The sequence below is a fragment of the Bacillus sp. ISL-78 genome, from assembly GCF_018613455.1.
GTDB lineage: Bacteria > Bacillota > Bacilli > Bacillales > DSM-1321 > Peribacillus > Peribacillus frigoritolerans.
Genome location: NZ_JAGGQC010000003.1, coordinates 156,627 through 178,620, shown reverse-complemented (window position 1 = coordinate 178,620; position 21,994 = coordinate 156,627). Strand labels below are relative to the sequence as shown.

At 41.8% G+C, this 21,994-nt stretch carries 18 protein-coding genes and 2 pseudogenes; 15 read left to right on the top strand and 5 right to left on the bottom strand.

What is annotated here, in order from left to right:
* Positions 1 to 4: 4 nt before the first annotated feature.
* On the top strand, positions 5 to 1,210 hold the full coding sequence (locus J7I96_RS03315; protein ID WP_054400504.1) for an acyl-CoA dehydrogenase family protein: 1,206 nt from the start codon (positions 5 to 7) through the stop codon (positions 1,208 to 1,210).
* Between the two features lie 28 nt (positions 1,211 to 1,238).
* A complete protein-coding gene (locus tag J7I96_RS03310) occupies positions 1,239 to 1,550 on the top strand; it encodes a DUF3870 domain-containing protein (protein WP_214769084.1) in 312 nt (103 codons plus the stop codon).
* A gap of 257 nt (positions 1,551 to 1,807) precedes the next feature.
* On the opposite strand, the gene J7I96_RS03305 is transcribed toward J7I96_RS03310, so the two are convergent.
* Both J7I96_RS03305 and J7I96_RS28735 read right to left on the bottom strand, forming a co-directional pair.
* Positions 1,808 to 2,230, bottom strand: coding sequence for a hypothetical protein (locus tag J7I96_RS03305; protein WP_214922855.1), 423 nt, complete (start codon positions 2,228 to 2,230; stop codon positions 1,808 to 1,810).
* A gap of 22 nt (positions 2,231 to 2,252) precedes the next feature.
* Positions 2,253 to 2,306: pseudogene (locus J7I96_RS28735) on the bottom strand (hypothetical protein); the annotation flags it as partial.
* A 154-nt stretch (positions 2,307 to 2,460) separates the two neighbouring features.
* On the opposite strand from J7I96_RS28735, the gene J7I96_RS03300 reads away from it, so the two are divergent.
* Both J7I96_RS03300 and J7I96_RS03295 read left to right on the top strand, forming a co-directional pair.
* Positions 2,461 to 3,552 carry a CotH kinase family protein gene (locus tag J7I96_RS03300; protein ID WP_214769080.1) on the top strand — a complete coding sequence of 364 codons (1,092 nt, stop codon included), beginning with the start codon at positions 2,461 to 2,463 and terminating at the stop codon, positions 3,550 to 3,552.
* A gap of 132 nt (positions 3,553 to 3,684) precedes the next feature.
* Entirely contained in the window at positions 3,685 to 4,656 is a 972-nt protein-coding gene (locus J7I96_RS03295; protein ID WP_214769067.1) for a TRM11 family SAM-dependent methyltransferase, read from the top strand.
* A 152-nt stretch (positions 4,657 to 4,808) separates the two neighbouring features.
* Here J7I96_RS03295 and J7I96_RS03290 read toward each other — a convergent pair whose 3' ends face one another.
* Together J7I96_RS03290 and J7I96_RS03285 are read right to left on the bottom strand one after the other, a co-directional pair.
* Positions 4,809 to 6,005 (bottom strand): M14 family metallopeptidase, encoded by a 1,197-nt coding sequence (locus J7I96_RS03290; protein WP_311315175.1) that lies wholly within the window; start codon positions 6,003 to 6,005, stop codon positions 4,809 to 4,811.
* A gap of 230 nt (positions 6,006 to 6,235) precedes the next feature.
* Positions 6,236 to 7,216 (bottom strand): MBL fold metallo-hydrolase, encoded by a 981-nt coding sequence (locus J7I96_RS03285; protein ID WP_214922858.1) that lies wholly within the window; start codon positions 7,214 to 7,216, stop codon positions 6,236 to 6,238.
* Positions 7,217 to 7,525: 309 nt separating this feature from the next.
* Between J7I96_RS03285 and J7I96_RS03280 the strand changes: the two genes are divergently transcribed.
* Together J7I96_RS03280 and J7I96_RS03275 are read left to right on the top strand one after the other, a co-directional pair.
* Complete coding sequence (locus J7I96_RS03280) at positions 7,526 to 8,503, top strand: 2-hydroxyacid dehydrogenase (RefSeq protein WP_214922859.1); 978 nt, start codon at positions 7,526 to 7,528, stop codon at positions 8,501 to 8,503.
* A 331-nt stretch (positions 8,504 to 8,834) separates the two neighbouring features.
* Positions 8,835 to 10,067, top strand: coding sequence for a multidrug effflux MFS transporter (locus J7I96_RS03275; protein ID WP_396020047.1), 1,233 nt, complete (start codon positions 8,835 to 8,837; stop codon positions 10,065 to 10,067).
* Positions 10,068 to 10,118: 51 nt separating this feature from the next.
* On the opposite strand, the gene J7I96_RS03270 is transcribed toward J7I96_RS03275, so the two are convergent.
* The gene (locus J7I96_RS03270; RefSeq protein ID WP_214922860.1) at positions 10,119 to 10,904 is read right to left on the bottom strand and encodes an SDR family oxidoreductase; all 786 of its coding nucleotides are present in this window, start codon (positions 10,902 to 10,904) and stop codon (positions 10,119 to 10,121) included.
* Positions 10,905 to 11,110: 206 nt separating this feature from the next.
* Here J7I96_RS03270 and J7I96_RS03265 point away from each other — a divergent pair, with 206 nt between their 5' ends.
* From J7I96_RS03265 to J7I96_RS03225, 9 genes and pseudogenes are all read left to right on the top strand, one after another.
* Positions 11,111 to 12,109 (top strand): Gfo/Idh/MocA family protein, encoded by a 999-nt coding sequence (locus tag J7I96_RS03265; protein WP_214922861.1) that lies wholly within the window; start codon positions 11,111 to 11,113, stop codon positions 12,107 to 12,109.
* A gap of 81 nt (positions 12,110 to 12,190) precedes the next feature.
* A complete protein-coding gene (locus tag J7I96_RS03260; RefSeq protein WP_063591787.1) occupies positions 12,191 to 12,499 on the top strand; it encodes an iron-sulfur cluster assembly accessory protein in 309 nt (102 codons plus the stop codon).
* 21 nt (positions 12,500 to 12,520) lie between these two features.
* Positions 12,521 to 13,642 (top strand): NADH-dependent flavin oxidoreductase, encoded by a 1,122-nt coding sequence (locus J7I96_RS03255; RefSeq protein WP_214922862.1) that lies wholly within the window; start codon positions 12,521 to 12,523, stop codon positions 13,640 to 13,642.
* A 258-nt stretch (positions 13,643 to 13,900) separates the two neighbouring features.
* A complete protein-coding gene (locus J7I96_RS03250; protein WP_214922863.1) occupies positions 13,901 to 15,310 on the top strand; it encodes a GH1 family beta-glucosidase in 1,410 nt (469 codons plus the stop codon).
* Between the two features lie 1,050 nt (positions 15,311 to 16,360).
* On the top strand, positions 16,361 to 18,001 hold the full coding sequence (locus J7I96_RS03245) for a SulP family inorganic anion transporter (RefSeq protein WP_214923003.1): 1,641 nt from the start codon (positions 16,361 to 16,363) through the stop codon (positions 17,999 to 18,001).
* An 84-nt stretch (positions 18,002 to 18,085) separates the two neighbouring features.
* Entirely contained in the window at positions 18,086 to 18,499 is a 414-nt protein-coding gene (locus J7I96_RS03240) for a MerR family transcriptional regulator (RefSeq protein WP_214922865.1), read from the top strand.
* A gap of 245 nt (positions 18,500 to 18,744) precedes the next feature.
* Positions 18,745 to 20,259, top strand: a complete 1,515-nt coding sequence (locus tag J7I96_RS03235; protein ID WP_214922867.1) for a carboxylesterase/lipase family protein — start codon at positions 18,745 to 18,747, stop codon at positions 20,257 to 20,259.
* Positions 20,232 to 20,627: pseudogene (locus tag J7I96_RS28730) on the top strand (kynureninase/PvdN C-terminal domain-containing protein). Before J7I96_RS03235 ends, J7I96_RS28730 begins: the two are co-directional and overlap by 28 nt.
* A gap of 14 nt (positions 20,628 to 20,641) precedes the next feature.
* Complete coding sequence (locus J7I96_RS03225; protein ID WP_214922869.1) at positions 20,642 to 21,991, top strand: amino acid permease; 1,350 nt, start codon at positions 20,642 to 20,644, stop codon at positions 21,989 to 21,991.
* Positions 21,992 to 21,994 lie beyond the last annotated feature (3 nt).

Genomic DNA, 21,994 nt, shown 5'->3' with positions numbered 1-21,994 from the left:
AATGATGAATTTCGAATTAACAGAAGAGCAGCAAAGTGTGAAGAAAGTGGTAAGGAAATTTGTGGATAAGGAAATTATTCCATATATACAAGAGTGGGATAGGCAAGGTCAATTCCAGCCGCATATTTTAAAAAGGTTAGCTGAATTGCAGTTGATGGGCGTGTGTATACCCGAAGAGTATGGCGGGGTCGGAATGGATTATAATACCCTGGCCATCGTTTGTGAAGAGCTGGAGCGAGGCGATACGGCTTACCGAACTGCAGTTTCTGTACATACAGGGTTGAATAGCATGACCCTGCTGCAATGGGGGACGGAAGAACAAAAACAGAAATATTTAGTGCCCCAGGCTAAAGGAATCAAGATTGGTGCTTTTGGGCTGACTGAACCGAATGCAGGGTCTGATGTAGCGGCAATGAAATCAACGGCAAAACGTGTTGGGGACCATTATATCTTAAACGGGTCAAAAACATGGATTTCGCTCTGTGATTATGCAGATCATTTCCTCATTTTCGCCAAGACGGATCATGATGCCGGTTCAAGGGGAATCACTGCCTTTATCGTGGAACGGACTTTCGAGGGAGTGGAGTCGAAAGCCATTAAAGGGAAATTAGGAATTCGTGCCGGGAATACAGGCGAGATCTTTTTAACGGATGTAAAAGTTCCGGTGGAGAATAGGCTTGGTGAAGAAGGTGAGGGCTTTAAAATTTCCATGTCGGCATTGGACAGCGGCCGGTTTACAGTGGCAGCAGGTGCTGTAGGGTTAATAGAAGCAAGCCTGGAAGCAAGCTTGAAGTATTGCCATGAACGAAGCACATTCGGAAAAGAGATTGGCAGGCATCAGCTCGTTCAACAGATGATTGCCAAGATGACAGCGAATTTAGAGATTTCCAGATTGCTGGTCTTTAAAGCGGGCACCTTGAAAAATCAAGGAAAAAGGAATACGAAGGAAACATCACTTGCCAAGTGGATATCATGTAATGCTGCTAATGAAGCGGCCAATGATGCCGTTCAAATTCATGGTGCCTATGGCTACTCGGATGAATATCCAGTGGAACGTTTTCTGCGGAATTCAAAAGCTCCGGTCATTTACGAAGGAACCCGTGAGATTCATACTGTAATGCAGGGTGAATACGCACTTGGCTATAGACAAGATAAAGAGCTTCGCAAGCAATTGCCTGCATGGCCCTTCGAGCAAGTTTCCGTACATTAACTATAGATAGAGGAGATCAAATCAGATGATGAACACCTACTTTATTGCAGGGCATGCAAAACTTCCTCAAGGGATGGCAGCGAGAAATATATATGATTCGATCACGATCACGGTGGAGCTTGACTTTAAATATGGAGTAATAGTCGAGGCTTCCTGTACGCTTGCTACAGAGCATGGCAGGGAATTCATCCGTCAACTGCTGCGCGGTTATTGCCTGAAAGATGGTATTGAAGAATTGATTGATCGTGTACGAATTCATTATCGTGGGAAGGCTGGTCAAGCCATTCAAGCAGGGCTGAAGGATGTGTATGCACAGTTCGAATTGGTCTCCGTTAAATAAGTGAAACCGAAAAGGGTCCTACCGTATGTAAGAGGGTAGGATCCTTTTTTAAAGTTTCAGATACATGAAATAAAATCCACTGTCATTATAAATGGCAGTGTTGTTAATTGTTTAAGGAACGGGACATTGAATGGATATAACGATCGTGATAATTTAAAAACACAAAACTCGCCCCTATAGGACGAGTTTGTGTTTTTTTATAGATATTGGACTTTAAAGTAAAGCTTAATATCCAATAAAAAAATATTAGTTGTACATTAAAACGGAACCATGAAACTAGAAGCACCTATTCCGTTTATTGCAAAAGTTATTGCAGCAAAGCCAACTGCAGTGGTTGGAAGAACATCGGTTTCTGTTGGAGCGCCTTTGTCTGCTGCATATGGAACACCGGTTTCTGCTGGTGCGCCTTTGTGTGCTGCAAGTGGACCTCCTCCTGCTGGTGCGCCTTTGTGTGCTGCAAGTGGACCTCCTCCTGCTCGTGCGCCTTTGTGTGCTGCAAGTGGATCTCCTCCTGCTCGTGCGCCTTTGTGTGCTGCATGTAGATCTCCGTTTCCAGCAAGAGCGCCTTTGCGTGCCGGAAGTGGACCGCTTCCTGCTCGTGCAACGTTTAGTGCTTCTGCGGGAAGTTCGCCTGTTATTGTTGTTTTTCCGTGAAGAACGGCCTTTTGAACATGGGTCATTATGCATGAAATCGCTTAACCCGAAGGAATTAGCTCTATCCACCGCATTTTGTATATCACGATTGATGTCAGACATATTTATATATCCCCCTTTCTATACGTTAAACTATGCGCTTGTACGAAATATGCCAGAGATATTAGCACATTTTTATTAAATATTTGTTTTTGGTGACACCCCTCGCTTTTTTTCCATAATTTAATAGGAAAGTGAAAGGGAAGGGTTAGGTTATATGAATGCTGACAAGAAGCTGCCTGTGTATCAGCTTTTTATTCCACCAGTTAATTTAATGGAGCTTCGCAGAGATATATGGTGCAATGATCCTTTACCTGCAAAGTTAACGATCAACAAAAAAAAACTTGATATTGATATTGTTTACCGTGGCTCACATATCCGAAGTTTTCGGAAAAAATCCTATAATGTAGTCTTTTATAAACCTAATACTTTTAAGCATGCTAAGGAAGTTCATTTAAATGCCGAATATAAAGATATATCTTTACTAAGAAATAAATTATCTTTAGATTTTTTTGCGGATATAGGCACCTTGTCACCGAACTCCCAGTTCGTTTTCCTGAATATGAACGGAAAGGACGAAGGGATATACCTCGAATTGGAATCGGTGGATGAATATTATTTGAAGAAAAGGGGGCTCCCCAAGGGGTCCATTTTCTATGCAGTGGATGGTGATGCCAATTTCTCATTGATGAGCGATTTGGATAAAGGAATCAAAAAATCATTGGAGATGGGCTATCAAAAAAAATGCGGGACAGAAAAGGAGGAATTATATTTACAAGAGCTGATCCTCCAAATCAATACAATTTCAAGAGTGGATTTTGAAAAGGAAATCGTAAAATATGTCGATGTGGAAAAGTACCTGCGCTGGCTGGCCGGTGTCATATTCACGCAAAACTATGATGGGTTCGTTCATAACTATGCTTTGTATCGAAATGGGGATACCGGTCTATTTGAAATGATTCCATGGGATTATGATGCGACATGGGGCAGGGATGTTAACGGGAAAGTGATGGAAGAGGATTATGTGGGAATCGGGGGGTTCAATACATTGACTGCTAGAATCCTTGATGTAAAGGGATTTCGTGTCAGGTACCAAGAACTTCTTAAGGAGATTTTGAACAGTCATTATAACGTGGCCTATATGAAACCTATCATTCAGGAAATGCATGATCAAATAAGACCTTATGTATCAAAAGATCCATATATCAAGGGGAATAAGGAGCAATTTGATGATGAGCCCGAATACATCCTGAAATTCATTGAGGCCCGTGCGAAGTATATAAATAGCCGGCTGTATAAATTGGATTAATGATGATGGAACAATGAAAAATATAGTGGCAGGAATGCTGAATAAAAAGCATTCCTGCTTTTTTCTGCACGATTCCATTTGCTTTTCTATACTATTACGGCTATGTTTGATAGAAAGATATAATCTAAAGTAATGAAGGATGGGAATGGATTGACTAATCATAGCCGCAAACCGGCCTATATATATACCTTTACATGCACCCCTGACGAACGCTCATTATCTAAAATGGAGATGCGCTCGTTCTTTGGCTTTGAGACTTCAGGGGATATTTTGAAAAGTGACGTAGCAATTGAACCGAGCAGGAGCCCATTTATAAAAGGGCGGGTCGATATCATGTTTGAAGGGGAAAGCATATCCGAAATCGTTGAGCAAGTTAAGGAAATTCATTTGCCCGATTCGACGTTCAAAGTTTTATTCGTTAAAATTAATGATTTGAATAATGAAGCAAAAATAGATTATGATGGACAGCGTGAAATTGAACGGGAGATTGGCTGGCACATTCAGGGAAATGCCGATGTACGTAATCCAGATCAGGTCTTTGGAATCGTGACGCTTGGCGGTCGTTGGTATTTTGGGAAGTATGTCAAACCTGAAGCGGTTTGGTTAAAACATATGAAAAAGCCCCGTGAATATTCAACTGCGCTTAGCACGAGAGTGGCGAGGGCCATTGCCAACATTGCCGTTCCACATCCGGCTGGGGTGAAGGCAATTGACCCATGCTGCGGAATTGGAACGGTATTGGTGGAAGCCCTTTCGATGGGAATCAATATTGATGGCCGGGATATCAATCCGCTTGTTACCGACGGTTCAAGGGAGAACATTGCCTATTTCGGACTCGAAGGTGATGTAACTACAGGTCCGATTTCGGAGGTCACCAGTAAATATGATGTAGCGATTATCGATATGCCTTATAATCTATATACACATGCGACGCCGGAGGATCAGCTATCAATCCTTAAACACGCAAGGAGCTTTGCTGATAAGGTCGTCGTCGTAACGATCGATACGATGGATCATATGATTGAAGAAGCTGGATTTGAGATTGCCGATCGCTGTGTGGCCAGGAAAGGCATTTTTTCCAGAGAGATTGTCGTGTGCGTGTAGGATTCATTAACAAGGAAAGGCTGAAACCTTTATTTGATATGGACTTACCCCTGTCATATGGACAACTAAAAAAGGCTGTGCTGCCAACTGACCCCGATAATTATTCGGTGCCAGTTGGCGGACAGCCCCCTTTAATTAAGTTTGAAAATTGACTACATTCCAGGTGTAGATGAACTTTCAGGAATTTTTTCATAGTCGGATGGATTAAGATTATGGACAGATCCATCTGTTACACCATTGATAATGCCCATTAGCCCCGTTTCAACCGTTTTTACGAGCTGGCCTTTTTCTTTTTGCCCAAAGTTTTGTGTTTGACCACTAACCTCAAATAGAACCGTCCCGCTTCCATTTAAAGCAAACGTCCCTAAAGCAGTTCCTGGCAGGTCAATGGATTGATCGTATAATGAAATATTTGTAAAAACTGAATTCCCTTTTGCTTGCAGTGCATTATAAGCAGTAAGTGTCAACTGACGGGAGAAATCATATTTAAAATTATCTGCATACTCTGCATATTTAGCACCTTCTGGAGTGCTTGGGTTAGGAACGAACTTTCCTGATATTGACATAGTTGCACGCTCATCAGTTCCTTCGATATATGGGAACCCCTGGTGATGAAGATCGATAAAAACATCCACTTTCCCGTATTTCGATTTTAACCCTTTATATGTGTCACGTACCGTTTGCGCTTCGGGGGTAATAAACCAGCCCGGCTTTTCAGATGCTCCCGGGAAGTCTTGAGGCTTTGGTACATAATTTAGGTCAGGATTGAAGTCACGGTTAACATCAAATCCTGGTTTGCTAGCATAGTCGTCTCCTGATCTGGGAGTAGTGTAATAGTTCCAAGTAGGTTTTGCATTAGAAAGTTGGGGGAATTTACCTACAACTTCAGACCATGTCATCTCATTTCCACGACGATCAAGCTCTGAGCCGTCTACGTTCATCATTGGAATAGCAACGATCGTTAGTTCATCAAGCACTTTCTTTACCTCAGGTGAGTTACTTTGACCAAGGTTTTTAAGAATGTTCAATAACGCGACAGTTCCTGTTTTTTCATTTCCATGAATTTCACTTTGAATAAGAACGACTTTGTCACCATGACCGACAGTCACTTTTTGAATGGAACGACCCTGATTCGTTTTTCCGGCCACTTCTACATTGACTTTCCCTGCACTCGCTTGCTCAAGTTGATTTAATTCTTTTACAAGTTCGTCATAATTTAGGAATGCTTCGGTAGAAAGATTCGTTCCGCCTGTCGGATTTGGTCCTCTTTCTGCTAAGCCGACATTTGGGCCAAGTAATGCTGCTGCCACTACTGTTGAACTTAAAACCTTTAAAAATTTCCTTTTCACATTCATTTTCCTATTCTGAAAATATATAATATTCAGAAATGTATTCTTCGCTTTCTAATCGTTTTCCTGTTAGATAAATTAAAACACCCAAAAAGACCTATGTATTTCAGATTCAAGTGATTACATATTTCTTCTGGACATAGTGAAGTCCCCATTAAGTGTGAGTGCATCATCTACGGATTATCCCGTAGCCTTTTACACTTTAAACATGAGTGGGGACTCTATCAATTTCAGCTTTTTTTGGTGTTATTAGCTTGATAATGAACTACATGTTCAACGAATTGTTTTGTGACCTTCCCCTGATATTCTAAATAATCCAAATGGCCGATGATTTCTGACATGACGAGCGGGAATTCTGTTATATACTTTTGTTTGTAAAACTCCTTTGCCAGATCATTGCCTGTAGAAATTCCGGATTCTATCAAGGTCAGGATCTTTTGTGATTTCCTCTCTATGCTGTTGAGTCTTTTTTCAATCGTATGACCAGGTTGTTCAATGATGTTGCCATGACCAGGAAAGAGGAGATTCACCCGTAATGCTAAACATCTTTTTAATGAATCGATATGATCTACAAGAGTCAGCATTCTATTACCGTTTTCATCAGGTTCGATCAAGGCATTGCTTGAGATATGTTCAATCAATAAATCACCGGCAAGAAGCCTTTTCCCGTCTTGGTCAAGGAAAGCAATTTGATCCGGGGCATGCCCGGGAAATTCGATCACTTCAAAATTCAGCCATTGTTTTTCCGTAATTGCGATGATGTTACCATTCAGTTTTTGATCTTTATTATTATCGACCGCGTTGAATAGGTAAGCCACTTGTTTATCTCCAAGTTCACCACAGCCCATCTCAAGGTAAAGCTGTTTATAAAATTCAATTCTCATATTTAAGAATTCAGGGTCCCTTTTTAAACGGGGAATGGATTTAGAATGGGCATAGACGGGAATCGGATGGAGTTCGGTAATCCGGTTGACCAAACCGACATGGTCTCCATGGTGATGGGTTAACAAAATTTCCGTGATGTCCCCAAGTGTAAATCCATTTTCGTTTAATGTTAGATGCAGTGCATTCCAACAAACGTCATCATTCATCCCTGCATCGACTAATGTTAAAGATTCATCCTGTTTAACTAAATAAAAGTTTATACTTTTTAAAGATAAAGCGCTTGGAGCTATAATTGGATAAATTTTAAATGTTGTATTCGTTTTCATGAACGTCCCATATCCTCCTAAATCGAGATAAACTTCATCTGGAAAATTGCGATATTACTAATGACCGAATAGATGTAAAGGGTTATTATTCTATGATTGGTTGAATGAACTGAAACTGTCAAGCGGAAGCTTCCAGGCAATCAAGAAATTTAATAGTAAGATTGATTGGAAATGGATGGTCTATTTATCTAGTTTATTTTAAAATTGAATAAACAAGCCAGCCATTTAGCCAATATTCTTTAAATTTAATTATTGTGTAATGAAAACTGAATGTGTTCCATGAAACGTAATGGTATGGGAGGTTATGGTTTGAAGCCAAAAATTTATATTACAAGGAAATTGCCAGAACAAATCATTAAGGGTCTTAGTCGGAATTATGATGTCAGGATGTGGGATCAAGAGGATATACCGGTCCCTAGAGAAGTCCTTGTAGAAGAAATGAAAGAAGTCGAGGGGCTGCTTTGCTTATTGACGGAACAAATCGATGAGTCACTGATTGAACAGGCACCTAATCTGAAAATCATCGCGAATATGGCAGTGGGCCATAATAATATTGATGTTCAAAGTGCAACAAAACGGGGCATCATGGTAACGAACACACCAGGGGTTTTAACGGAAACGACAGCTGATTTAACCTTCGGCTTACTGCTTGCAACGGCAAGGAGGATGATGGAGGCAGAAGACTATTTAAGGAGTGGAAAGTGGGAAACATGGTCACCCATGCAGCTGACAGGACAAGATGTACACGGTGCAACGCTGGGTATCATCGGGTTAGGCAGGATTGGGGAAGCCCTTGCAAAAAGAGCTAAGGGATTTGATATGAACTTAGTTTATTTTAATCGAAGCCGTAAATATGAACAGGAAAAAGAATTAGGAATCGAATATCAGCCCCTTGAAAAATTGCTCCAAATCTCGGATTTCGTTTGTGTCATGCTGCCGCTCACAGCGGAAACGGCTTATATGATTGGCAAGGAGCAGCTGGAATTGATGAAAGGGACGGCTGTGCTCATTAATACCGCAAGAGGCGGAATTATCGATGAAAAAGCGTTGTACCAGGCGCTGGAAAATCGAGAGATTTGGGCGGCTGGATTGGATGTATTCGAAGAAGAGCCCGTCCCTCTGGACCACCCGCTGCTAACTTTGCCCAATGTGGTTACATTACCGCATATCGGAAGTGCTAGCATTGCCACAAGAATGAAAATGGCAACTCTTGCTGTACAAAACTTGGTGGACGGATTATCTGGTGATACTCCCCGTAATTTAGTATTGTTGAATAAATCAAAATGACGCTAAAAATGGGGTTCGGATTGTTTCACCGTTTTTTACTCTCAGACTTTTCTCCAAGTTTGCTATAGTATGAATGACTCTGAAATGGGGTCATTTTTTTATGGGGAATGTTGGCCCTTTAATAGTTTTTCTTTGGTTCGTAGTATGCTCAAATGATATTTCCTGTAGAAGGTTTCGGAGTTTTGATGCACCTGTGCTTAACTGAGTGCCGAAAGGAAGAATCCCATTCAAGTGAAGCATACTTATCGTAAATTGATCCGATCTTTTGTAAAATAAAGAAAGTCGAGTTTTTTTTAGGAAAAACAATTAGTTGAAAGGGATAGGGGTAATAATGATTGAAATGAAAGAAACGATATCATCAGGCAACGAAATGACTAAATCCAAAAGGCTGTTGATGGCTCTTATGCTAGGGTCTTTTGCAGCGATTGGACCACTGTCACTTGATATGTATTTACCGGGTCTCCCCACACTGGCAGAGGATCTGAAAAGCGGTACGTCCTTAGCGCAGCTGAGCTTGACTGCCTGTTTGTTAGGATTGGCTTTGGGCCAAATTTATTTAGGGCCGCTAAGTGATGCAAAAGGAAGGCGTTCACCGTTAATCATATCCTTATCCATTTATTGCATTTCATCTCTGTTATGCGCTTTTGCTCCAACCATTGAATTGCTATTATTATTACGTTTTATCCAAGGTATTGCGGGAGCGGGAGGCATTGTCATTTCAAGGGCCATAGTTCGTGACCTTTTTTCAGGAACGGATTTGACCAAGTTCTTCTCATTGTTAATGCTGGTGAATGGGGCGGCACCGATATTGGCTCCGGTTTTTGGCGGTCAGCTTTTGCAGTTCACTTCTTGGCGGGGAGTTTTCATTGTCATTTCAGTATTAAGTATCATTATGGTTGCGGCTGCATTTTTTGGGATAAAGGAAACTTTATCGTTCAATCACAGGAGTGCCGGAGGGGTAAATGATACGATCAGGACTTTTGGGAACTTATTGAAGGATCGTGTGTTTATGGGCTATGCTTTTGCACAAGGATTCATAAGTGCCGCAATGTTCGCTTATATTTCCGGATCGCCTTTTGTTCTCCAGAACATTTATGGTGTTTCCCCACAGATCTTCAGCCTGATTTTTGCAATAAACGGGGTTGGGATCATCATCGCTTCACAAGTTGCCGGGAAGCTGGCAGGGAAAGTTAAAGAAGAAAGATTGCTTCAAATGGGGTTATGCCTAGCTTTGTTTGGGGGGATATTGCTTCTTGCCTCAGTCCTTCTCGAAATGGGCTTGGCAGGAACCTTGGCCGCTTTATTCCTCTCTGTCTCCAGCGTCGGTATTGTCGGTACAACGAGTTTTTCTTTAGCGATGCAAAATCAGAAAAAAACAGCAGGCAGTGCTTCGGCTTTAATTGGCTTGCTTCCCTTCATATTAGGATCACTAATGGCTCCCTTGGTGGGGTTAGGTTCAGGTGATTCGCCCTTGCCGATGGGAATTGTGATGGTAAGTTGTCATGTCATCGCGATGTGCGCTTATTTACTCCTTGCCCGTCGCGGGTTAAGGCGAATTGCTTAAAAAGGAAAAGCTGAAATCCTGATGTGGATTTCAGCTTTTTGCCTTTTTGGATCATAATAGTGATTCTGCTCCATCGATATAGACTTCCGTGCCCGTAACATGGGAGGACATGTCTGATGCTAGGAACAATACGAGATCACCAGCTTGTCCGGCAGTCCCCGCTTTCCTCGCCAGGGGCTGGGAGCCTTCAGGATATTCAATGGGAATCCTGATTTTTTTAAGGTTTTCTTCTTCCGGGAATGTGTTATCGTCAATGCTCGTATCGATGGAACCGGGACAAATGGTATTTACCCTGATCTTATATCTTGCCAATTCGAGTGCGGCCATTTTACCGAAAGCGACTTGACCGGCTTTGGATGAACTATAAGCGGAAAAACCAAAATTCTTGAAATAACGGTTTCCGTTGATGGAGCTGTTGATCACGATGCTGCCACCCGTTTCCTTCATGTAAGGAATGGCGTATTTGATGGTTAGAAAGGTGCCTTTGAGGTTGATGGTATGTGTCGTATCCCAATCTTCTGGCTTTATGTCTTCTATAGGGGCAATCACTCCGTTGATGCCTGCGTTTGCAAATACAAAATCAATTTTCCCAAAATGTTCATGGGCTGTTTTGTAGGCAAGTTCAACTTGCTCAGCCTTGGAAACATCCGTTTTAATGATTAATGCCTCTCGCCCAAGGTTTTCCACTTCTTCCTTCACTTTTTCGGCATTTTCGACTGTACGGTCAAAAAAGATGATGTTCGCGCCGTTTTCAGCTAGTTTCAGTGCGGCCCCCCGGCCAATTCCCGATCCTCCGCCGGTAATGATGGCAACTTTGTTTTTCATTAATTCTGTCATAAACTTCACACGCTCCTTTTTAGTCTTCTTTCCCATTTAGGGAGTATGTAGAAACATCATGGCAGTGGTAATATAGAAAAATTATAAACGAATATTGCCTAAAAAATCCAATTTAAACAGTTGCGAGTGTTCATAAAACTTTGTTTTTCAGTGAAATGTCTGTATATTGAGGACATGATTAAGTTAGCTTGAAAGGGGATAGGATGTTGATAAGATTAGGGGTAATAGGTACAAATTGGATCACGGAACGATTTTTGGAGGCTGCAAAGCATGTAGAGGGTTTATCGTTAACCGCCGTGTATTCACGTACAGAGGAGAAAGCGAAGGAATTTGCCAATAAATACGAAGTACATACGACCTTTACGAATTTAGAAGCAATGGCCAGCAGCGATGAAATCGACGCTGTATATATAGCAAGCCCTAACTCTCATCATAGCAGGCAAGCCGTGTTATTTTTACAAAACAAGAAACATGTATTATGTGAAAAACCAATGGCCTCGAATGCGGCTGAAGTAAGGGAAATGATTGAGGCGGCAAAACAAAATGATGTGCTATTGATGGAAGCGATGAAATCGACCATCATGCCGAATTTCGAAAGTATAAAGAACAATCTGGATAAAATCGGGAAGATAAGGCGTTTCTCAGGAAGTTTTTGTCAATACTCATCACGCTATGATTCATATAAACAAGGAACTGTGCTGAATGCATTCAATCCTGAATTCTCCAGTGGTTCTTTAATGGATCTAGGCATTTACGTCATCTATCCACTTGTTGTACTGTTCGGTAAACCGAATAAGGTGCAGGCATCAGGAACGATGCTCGAATCAGGAGTTGATGGGCAGGGTACGATTCTCCTTTCCTATGATGAAATGGAGGCAGTCGTCATGTTTTCCAAAATTACTGAATCCAATTTGCCATCGGAAATTCAAGGTGAACATGGAAGCATCATCATTCAGAAAATTTCAGGACCGCAAACGGTGGATATTCAGTATCGGGATGGAACCACTGAAAATATTTCCGTTAAACAGGATATGCCTTCCATGTATTATGAAGCGAAAGAATTTGTTGATTTGATACAGCAGGGGAAAATGGAATCAGATATAAATTCATATTCGAATTCACTGTTGACTATGGAAATCATGGATGAAGCAAGAAGGCAAATCGGCATCGTCTTTCCTTCAGACCGTGGACAAGGCCGGTCATGAAGGGGAAAAATGAAGGTTACTGATAACCCTTAATTGGGTAGAACTCAGTACAGGGAAAATTTTATTGTTGGGGGAATGGAAATGAAGTGCAAAATAAATCGCAATGCAGCAAAGGTCTTACAAAAGATGCTCAGCACTGAAGAAGCCGAAGGGAAAATGATCCGTGTTTATATCACACATATGCATGGCGATCATGCCCATTATGACATGAAGCTTGATACACCGGCAGAATATGATGAAATCGTCAAAACAGATAAAGATATCGATATTCTGCTTGATTCACGTGAAGAATTTCTGGATGGTGTCTGGATTAAATATTTTTATGTTCCTGAAGAAGGCTTTGAAATCACGAATCCTTCAAAAGAACCGCATGGACATCATCACCACTAATAGTAAAGGGGGAGGATTGGCATGAATCAAAAATACGAAAAAATCTTTCAACCATATATATTTCCATCAGGGGTAGAAGTGAAAAATCGTATCATGATGGCTCCTATGACCACTTATTCTTCGGATGACCAAGGCGTTGTAACCGATGATGAACTGGCCTATTACGCGGAGCGCTCGGCTGGTGTAGGTGCGGTGGTCACGGCATGTGCCTATGTATCTGCTGGAGGCAAGGGATTCCCAGGCCAACTTGGTGCAGATGACGATTTCTTTATCCCATCCTTGAGAAAACTAGCTGAATCGATTCAGTCCAACGGGTCAAAAGCGATCCTGCAAATATATCATGGAGGCCGGCAAAGTCCGCCGGAATTATTGCCTGATAACCAACCTGTTTCTGCAAGTGCCATTGCTTCCAGCGAGGAAGCACCTGTACCGCGGGAAATGAATGAAGATGAAATACAAGACGTTATTAAGGCATTTGGCGAAGCGACAAGAAGGGCCATCGAAGCAGGATTCGATGGTGTGGAAATCCATGGTGCCAATACTTACTTGCTTCAGCAATTCTTCTCGCCACACTCGAACCGCCGTACAGATAACTGGGGTGGAACACTGGGAAAACGGTTGATTTTCCCGCTTACCATTGTGAATGAAGTCGAGAGAACGGTTGCCGAGCATGCGAAAAAACCGTTTATCATCGGCTACCGCCTTTCTCCTGAAGAAGGCAGCAATCCTGGAATCACTTTAGATGATACGATCCAATTCGTTGATAGATTAGCGAATCAAAACCTGGATTATCTACATATATCGGTAGGTCACTTCTGGAATGGCTCATTCCGTGAGAGTGATAGGACAAAGTCGCGCATCGTTAAAATTTACGAAAAAGTAGGTAATCGTATCCCGGTGGTCGGTGTAGGTTCACTGCATACACCCGATGAAGTTGCAGAAGCCATGGAAACGGGTGTCCCTTTTATCGCCTTAGGCCGTGAACTTCTAATGGAACCGCATTGGATTGAAAAAATCAGGTCTGGAAAAGAAGCGGAAATACGGACTACCCTCTCAAAAAAAGATCAGTATGAACTGGTCATTCCTGATCCGCTTTGGGAAAAGCTGATTGGGATAAAAGGTTGGCTCCCTGTTGTGGAATGATTGCCTTAAATATATGTGTAACCCGTCCTCCTTAGGTGGACGGGTTTTTGCATAGGTTCATATTAAACTATAAAACAATCATCTTCAGCTAGAAAAAGAGAGGTTGTTTCAGCAGAATTTTCGATTTAATCATTCCCTGATAGTAAATACTATCTTTAAGGCTTATGTTATACGAGAATTAAAAATTTATATTTGTACCAATGAATAAAATATATTATTATCAATTTAATAAGCAGGTATGAAAAGGGAGGGTTTTTAATGAAATTTCCACACGATTTTTTATTCGGAGCAGCTTCTGCTTCTTTTCAAATAGAAGGAGCATGGGATGAAGATGGTAAAGGTATAACGAATTGGGATGTTTTTTCAAAGATTCCGGGGAAAACATTTGAAGGTACAAATGGGGATGTAGCGATAGACCATTATCATCGTTACAAAGAAGATATTAAATTAATGGCAGAGATGGGACTTGAATCATATCGCTTCTCCATTTCATGGGCCCGTATTTTGCCAACAGGTGATGGGGAAGTCAATGAAAAAGGCTTGGAATTTTATAATAATGTGATTAATGAGTGCTTAAAATATGGGATTGTCCCATTTGTTACGCTGTATCATTGGGATTTGCCTTTGACGCTTGAACAAGATGGGGGATGGACGAATAAGCGAACGGCTGAAGCATTCGTCAAGTATGCAGAGATTTGTTTTCGTGCATTCGGAGACCGTGTCAAACATTGGATCACGTTTAATGAAACGGTTATGTTTTGCGGTTTAGGGTATTTAAAAGGAGCGCACCCGCCTGGAATCCAAAACGATGAAAATAAATACTTTCAAGCGACACATTATGTTTTTTATGCACATGCGAAAGCGGTAGAGGTATACAAGGCACTGAATCATTACGGTGAAATTGGGATTACCCATGTATTCCTGCCAGCTTATAGTATTGATGACAAACATGAGAATGTATTAGCTGCTCGGCATGCCAATGAATATGAAACCTTTTGGTATTATGACCCAATTTTAAAAGGTGAATATCCAGCTTATGTGGTTGAGCAATTAAAGGAGAGAGGCTGGACACCAAGTTGGACAGAAGAGGAACTGGATACGCTAAAAAGGAATGCGGAGAAAAATGATTTTATTGGACTCAATTATTACCAGCCCATTCGGGTGGAAAAAAACCTGGAAGCCGTTTCAAACATGGAGCATTCAAGAGAAACCTCTACTCTGGCTCCGGGGAATCCGTCTTTTGATGGCTTTTATCGGACCGTGAAAATGGAAGATAAAACCTATACAAAATGGGGCTGGGAAATCTCACCTGAAGGATTTTTAGATGGGCTGCATATGTTAAAAGAACGTTACGGCGATATTAAAATGTATGTTACAGAAAACGGACTTGGTGATGAGGATCCGATTATCGATGGTGAAGTAGTAGATGTTCCGCGCATTAAGTATATTGAGGAACACTTAAAAGTGATTAAACGTGCAATCAAAGAAGGTATCCATTTAAAAGGATATTACGCATGGTCTGTCATTGACCTTTTAAGTTGGTTAAACGGGTATAAGAAGCAATACGGATTTATTTACGTGGATCATCATGATCAGTTAAAACGGAAAAAGAAGCTGTCGTTTCATTGGTATAAGCATATTATCGAGACGAGAGGAAAAGAGCTGTAAACTGAAAGGAAACCTCTTGATCTTAATCAAGAGGTTTTATCAGACCGTAGACAAACTCAATGAAAATCGAGCATGTCTACGATTTTTTATATTGTTTTTAGACTTTGGACGTTGATTTCCGTTCCAGGCACTCGCTTTCCGCTTGCAGTCCGTGAGCCTCCTCGGCTTTCGCCTGCGGGGTCTCCCAAGACGCGCTATTCCCGTAGGAGTCTCGCACCTTTCTCTCCAATCAACTTTGTTATAGCATATAATTAGAAACCAAACCTGAGGAGTTGAAGGTGTTGGTTTGGGAACATGATTTGATGAAAGATAAGTTTTCCGTCTACAAACCGTGGGTCCCGGTCTTCATGATTGGGCCTATAGTTTTTTTATGGCTTGCAAAATTTGGCGTTGATTTCCGCTCCAGGCACTCGCTTTCGCTTGCGGTCCGCCCTTGGCTTGCGCCTGTGGGGCCCTGTACACGCTTTTCCCGCAGGAGTCTCGCACACCCGCTCCAATCAACTTAACTTTAGATAGAACTACTTTTGTCTACAAACTCAGAAGACCTCTTTATTTTAATCAAGAGGTTTTGTGTATAGGGCAGAGCATGTTTTGAGCAATCTCAAAACATGCTTTTTTCATTGTTAATCAAGATTTCCGGTATGGGGAATTAGTCCAAAGTTCAAACCTCCTGATTCGTAGTCTGAATCTCCGGCTTCGAATTAACTAGACTGGAAAAATGGTCCCGGATTGTAATGTTAATGTAAAAATATGCAACAAGTTGTAAACAAATGTTAACGTTACTAACAATGTACAGTTTTACGTTTTACTGTATAATGTTGAAGCGTGGTCGAGACCATGTCAAATAACCTTACAAAAGGAGATTATAATATATGACGATTATTTCTTAATTTTGAAAAGTCCCCCGCTTGGTATGTCCCGTTGAAAAAAGCCTACAATAATTAGATTATTTCCGAACAAGTAACTCCCTCAAAAATGAAAGAATGTCATTTTCGTGATGATGCTAGATTCCAATCTTAAAAAACGACTAAGGATGTGAGTTTGAAAAAGATGATAAAAGATTCTAGATTTCAAGGATATAACATGAAGGGTTTTCAAAAAGACGTGACGGCAGGATTGGTCGTAGGGGTTGTAGCCATTCCTTTAGGGCTGGCTTTTGCAATTGCTTCAGGCGTCGAACCGATATATGGGTTATATACGACCATCATCGCTGGTATTCTCATTTCGATCTTGGGTGGATCCAAATATCAAATTGGAGGGCCGACCGGGGCGTTCGTTCCTTTATTATTTGGAATCGTTATGCAATATGGGTATGAAAGCCTGCTTATTGCCGGGTTTTTAGCGGGGATAATGTTAGTCCTGATGGGTCTTCTTAAGTTAGGCAATTTGATGAAGTTCATTCCCCGTCCCGTCATCATTGGATTTACAACAGGAATTGCGATAATAATCTTTTCAGGTCAAATTGCCAATTTCTTTGGTATGAAAGTGGAAAAACATGAAGCGTTCATGGATAACATGAAGGAGCTGGTGATTAAAGCAGACACGATCAATCTATACAGTGTGATCGTTGCGATCATATGCTTTGTCGTCATACTGCTGGCACCTAGGTTTGTGCCACGAGTGCCAGGACCGCTTCTGGGTCTGCTAATATCAACATTGGCAGCTTACCTTTTATTTCCCGATAAAGTGGCTACGATTGGTTCCACGTATGGAGCGATTCCGAGAGGTTTTCCGGAATTCCAAGTGCCGGAACTTTCAGTGGAAGTGATTATCACACTCCTTCCCGTTGCTTTTACAATTGCCTTGCTAGGCGGTGTCGAGTCATTGTTATCCGCTACCGTGGCGGATAACATGGGGGGTACCAAGCATGATAGTAACAAAGAGTTGGTTGGGCAAGGAATTGCGAACATCGCGACCCCATTTTTCGGCGGGATACCTGCAACAGGAGCAATCGCCAGGACCGCTACCAATATAAAAAGCGGGGCAGCCTCCCCGATGTCCGGAGTCATTCACGGAATTGTCGTTTTACTGGTTTTGCTGGTGCTTTCCCCATATGCAGCGCATATTCCTTTGGCTAGCATGGCACCCATATTGATGTTTGTTGCCTGGAATATGAGTGAAAGAAAGGAATTCGCTCATGTATTGAAAACGAAGACGGCGGATTCTGCGGTTTTGCTAGTCACCTTCCTCATCACTGTCTTCACTGATTTAATCATGGGAGTGGGAATCGGCTTATTGATTGCATTCATCACCTTCATTGCAAAAATGAGCCAAACGTTAAAGGTGAGGGAAAGAAGTCATGAAATTACCGAGATTGTTCCAATTGATAACTCGGATTCAAAGATCAATGTGTATAACTTGGAAGGACCCCTTTTCTTTGGTTCGATAGACGTCCTGGAGTCATCGATATTGGCTAACTTGGATAATAAGACGAAAGTGTTGGTATTAAGCATGCGCCGGGTAACATACATGGACACTTCAGCAGAGGCGGCACTATTGGCGATCGTTAACCGCATTCGGAAATATAAAGGGAAATTGATCATTTCCGGAATTCAGCAGCAACCAAAGGAATTGTTACTCAGCACTGGGTTGTATCATAAAATAGAAAAACAGCACTTTTTTAAATCGAAGGAAGATGCCCTGTATTTTGCCAAGAAGCAGCTGAAGGGCAATTCGGGTAAAGTAGTCTAATAGTTTCATCTCGAAGTCACCTTTTTGGATAGATATGTTATAGTAACGTTAACAGTAGATTTTTTAAAGAAGGTGACTATCTGGGTGAATGTATATCGGATTGGCCAGATTGCTGAACTTGCGAATGTTTCGAGAAGAACCATTGACTATTACACACAATTAGGAATGCTGAACTATGAAAAAATGGGGTCAAGATATCGGTATTACACAGAAGATGCTTTAAATCGTCTTCAAATGATTAATCGGTATAAAGAACAGAATATGCCTTTGACTGAAATCAAGGAACGGTTACAAGTCTTGTCTGAAACCACTGTTGATTCTGAGCAAGTGCTCTTGATGGTGGACAAGCTATCTACAGACCTTAAAGGACTGGAGAATGAATTGCTGGAATTAAAGCCTTTATTGGAACAGCTCGATGAACAGCAATTAACATATGCTGCACAGCAGCTTTCCGTCCGGGGCAGCTCTTTATTGAGCATCCTTGCCATGCTTGCCTAAGATTTTTGCCGAGTTCAACAAAAAAAGACCTGATTGGGTCTTTTTTTGTTGAACGGTTCATTGAAAACTATTATTTAAAATAACAATTCAAACTCCTGAGGATAACCGGAGCTTTATATACGATGGCATTCCTTTTTTTTGGATGAACGGACTCCATAGATCTTTTTTCGATAAAGATGAAGGATATAAGGGAATGGAAAAAGAAGAACTTACATATCTACTACTATATGAAGAGGTGAATGGGAATGATTGGATCGATAGTTACGACGGTAAAAGGACATCTTCAAGGTACAATGGAAAACGATATATGCGTTTGGCGTGGAGTCAGGTATGCGAAAGCGCCGACTGATGGTCTGCGTTTCCGTTCACCGGAGCCGGTTGATAAGTGGAGCGGTGTCCTGGATGCAGTGGATTTTGGCCCGATTCCCCCGCAGCCGATGGACCGGGCGGAAAGGACAGGAATGAACGGAAATGAAAAAATGGATGAGGATTGCTTGTTCCTGAATATTTGGTCGCCTAGAGCTGATGATAAAAAACGCCCGGTCATGGTGTGGATTCCTGGAGGAGCATATATAACGGGAGCTGGATCCCTTGATATGTACAATGGACACTTACTGGCTAAAAATGGAGATGTAGTCGTGGTAAGCATCAACTATAGGCTGGGGGCACTGGGATATCTGGATTTTACCGAGTTTGCAGGTGAAGGGGAAATATTTGAAAACAATTTAGGTTTACGTGATCAAGTTGCGTCTTTGAAATGGGTTAAAGAAAATATAGAAGCTTTTGGCGGCGACCCTGATAATGTTACGATTTTTGGTGAATCGGCTGGTGGTAATGCGGTGACGACTTTACTTACTGTACCTTCAGCGAGGGGTCTTTTTAAGCAGGCCATTGCAGAAAGTCCTGCTCCGACATCTGTTTACGGAAAAGGATTTGCGCGCCAATTCAGTGAAAGGTTCCTTGAGATATTGGGCATTAGAAAGGGTGAAATCCACCGGTTAAAAACACTTCCGGTTCAAGAGATTGTCGCTGCCTCCCACCAACTCTTACAGAAAAATTCACAGGAAATGCCGGGTTCACTAGCATTTGGACCAGTCGTAGATGGCGACTTCCTGCCCGATTATCCACTAGATTCGATTCGATCGGGAAGAGCAGATGGAATACCCTTGCTTATAGGAACAAATAGGGACGAAGCGACATTATTCGATCTGATGGACCCCCCGTTAATCCCAACTAATACGGCGATGATTCATAAAATGTTCGAAAATACTGATCCGAAGGCGAAAGAGCGAATTACGAATGCTTATTCAAACTACCCAGAAAAGGAAGCTTTACTAGGCATTGGCCGTGATGCGACTTTCCATATTCCATCGGTTTGGTATGCGGAGGCATACAGCCGCTTTGAAAAAACATGGATGTATCGTTTTGATTATAAAACGGCGGCCGTGCGCATAAGTAAATTAGGGACGACACATGGTATGGAAATCCCTTTTGCTTTCCAGACTTTCGACTCGGCATTCGGGAAACGGATTGTTTCATATGGTTCAAGGTCAGCTGCCCTAAAGGTTTCCCATAGAATGCAGGGCCATTGGGTCAACTTTGCGAAATATGGAAACCCCAACCCCCCGGAAGGTGAAATTTGGCCGAAATATGATGAAACCAACCACTACACAATGATTTTTGATAAAAAGGATTATATTGAAAAAGATCCTGACGGAATGATAAGGTTGGCATGGGAAGGGGTAGGGATTTACAAATGAAAAAAATGGATTGGAAGGAAGTGGGGATAGAACAAGTTCGGAAGAAATACTTGAGGCTGACTCAATGTCTTATGGATTTAATAAAATCGGAATTAACGGCATATGGATTTGAAATTGGGAGCCCAAGGCATGAATCAAAAAGGGGCGGTCATATCATCCTTGAACATCCAGAAGCTGCGAGAATATGTAAAGCATTGTAACAAGAGGCCATCATACCCGATTATCGTGAACCGAATATGATTCGTATAGCACCTGTCGCTCTGTATACCTCTTTTCAGGAAGCATATGAAACTGTACAAGTACTTAAGGAGGTAATGGACGGCAGAATATATGAAAACTATGAAAATAAAAGGGAAATCATTGCCTAGAATGGGAGAAACATATGGAGGAAAATAAGCTGCAACGTGAATTATCATCGAATCAAATCACTATGATAGCCATGGGGTGTGCAATTGGCACCGGGTTATTTTTGGGCAGCGGCCTTGCGATTTCAACGGCTGGTCCTAGTGTACTTATCAGCTATGCAATAGGTGCATTCATTGTCCTTCTGCTTATGGGATGTTTGGCGGAAATGACTGTAGCCTACCCAACATCGGGATCCTTTGGAACGATTGCGGAAAAATATATAAGTCCATTTGCGGGTTTTGTTGTGAGGTATTCCTATTGGATAGCGAATGTTCTTGCCATTGGTGTCGAAGTGAGTGCCATCGCTGTTTATATGAAATATTGGTTTCCGGATGTGCCTGGAAGCATTTGGATTTTCCTTTTTGCTGCACTGCTAATCTATGTAAATGCGACGAGTGTCAATACGTTCGGCAATTTTGAGTATGTATTTTCAATGATCAAGATAAGCGCCATTGTCATATTCATTCTACTGGGGGCCTATGTAGTGATTGGCGCCGAACCTCCAAGCGGGATCGGTGTAGAGAACTATGCCAATGATGGAGGTTTTATGCCTTTCGGATTTTGGGGGCTCTGGGTTGCCATATTCGTTTCGCTCTTCAGCTTTTTAGGAACTGAGCTGATTGCGGTGACGGCGGGGGAAGCAAAGGACCCGGATATAGCCGTACCTAAAGCTTTGAAGGCAACTGTCTTCAGGCTTGCCACTTTTTATGTACTGACTATCGGGATCATGTTAATGATTGTTCCCTGGCAAGCTGCCGGGATTGATAAGAGCCCATTTGTTAAGGTAATGGAAACCCTGAATGTTCCCGGGGCATCTGGGATAATGAATTTCATTATTTTAACCGCTGCTTTATCTGCAATGAATAGTCAATTATATGCCTCCACCAGAATGATATTTTCATTATCCGAGCAACATCAGGCTCCAGCCCTATTTCAAAAAGTGAGCAGGAAAGGTGTCCCGCTAAGGGCCCTTCTCATATCCACTTTAGGAATATTTCTTGCTGCAGGAGTAAAAGTCCTGCTTCCGGATACTTCATATGCATTCATGATGGGGATATCGATGTTCGGAGCGATTCTAACCTGGTTCATGGTGTTCATATCCCATTTATATTTCAGGAAGAGGTGGGAGAAATCTGGGGGCCGCAAATTACCGGTTAAAATGTATGGATTTCCATATCTAACGATTCTTGGTGCACTTCTTTTGTTGGCTTTGACGGTATCCACCTGGTTCACTGGCCCATTTAAAATCGTGCTACAGTTTGGGATTCCTTGGCTGTTCTTTCTTTGCATCGTTTATTTATTGATGTCGAAAGTCAGAAGAAAGTAAAGG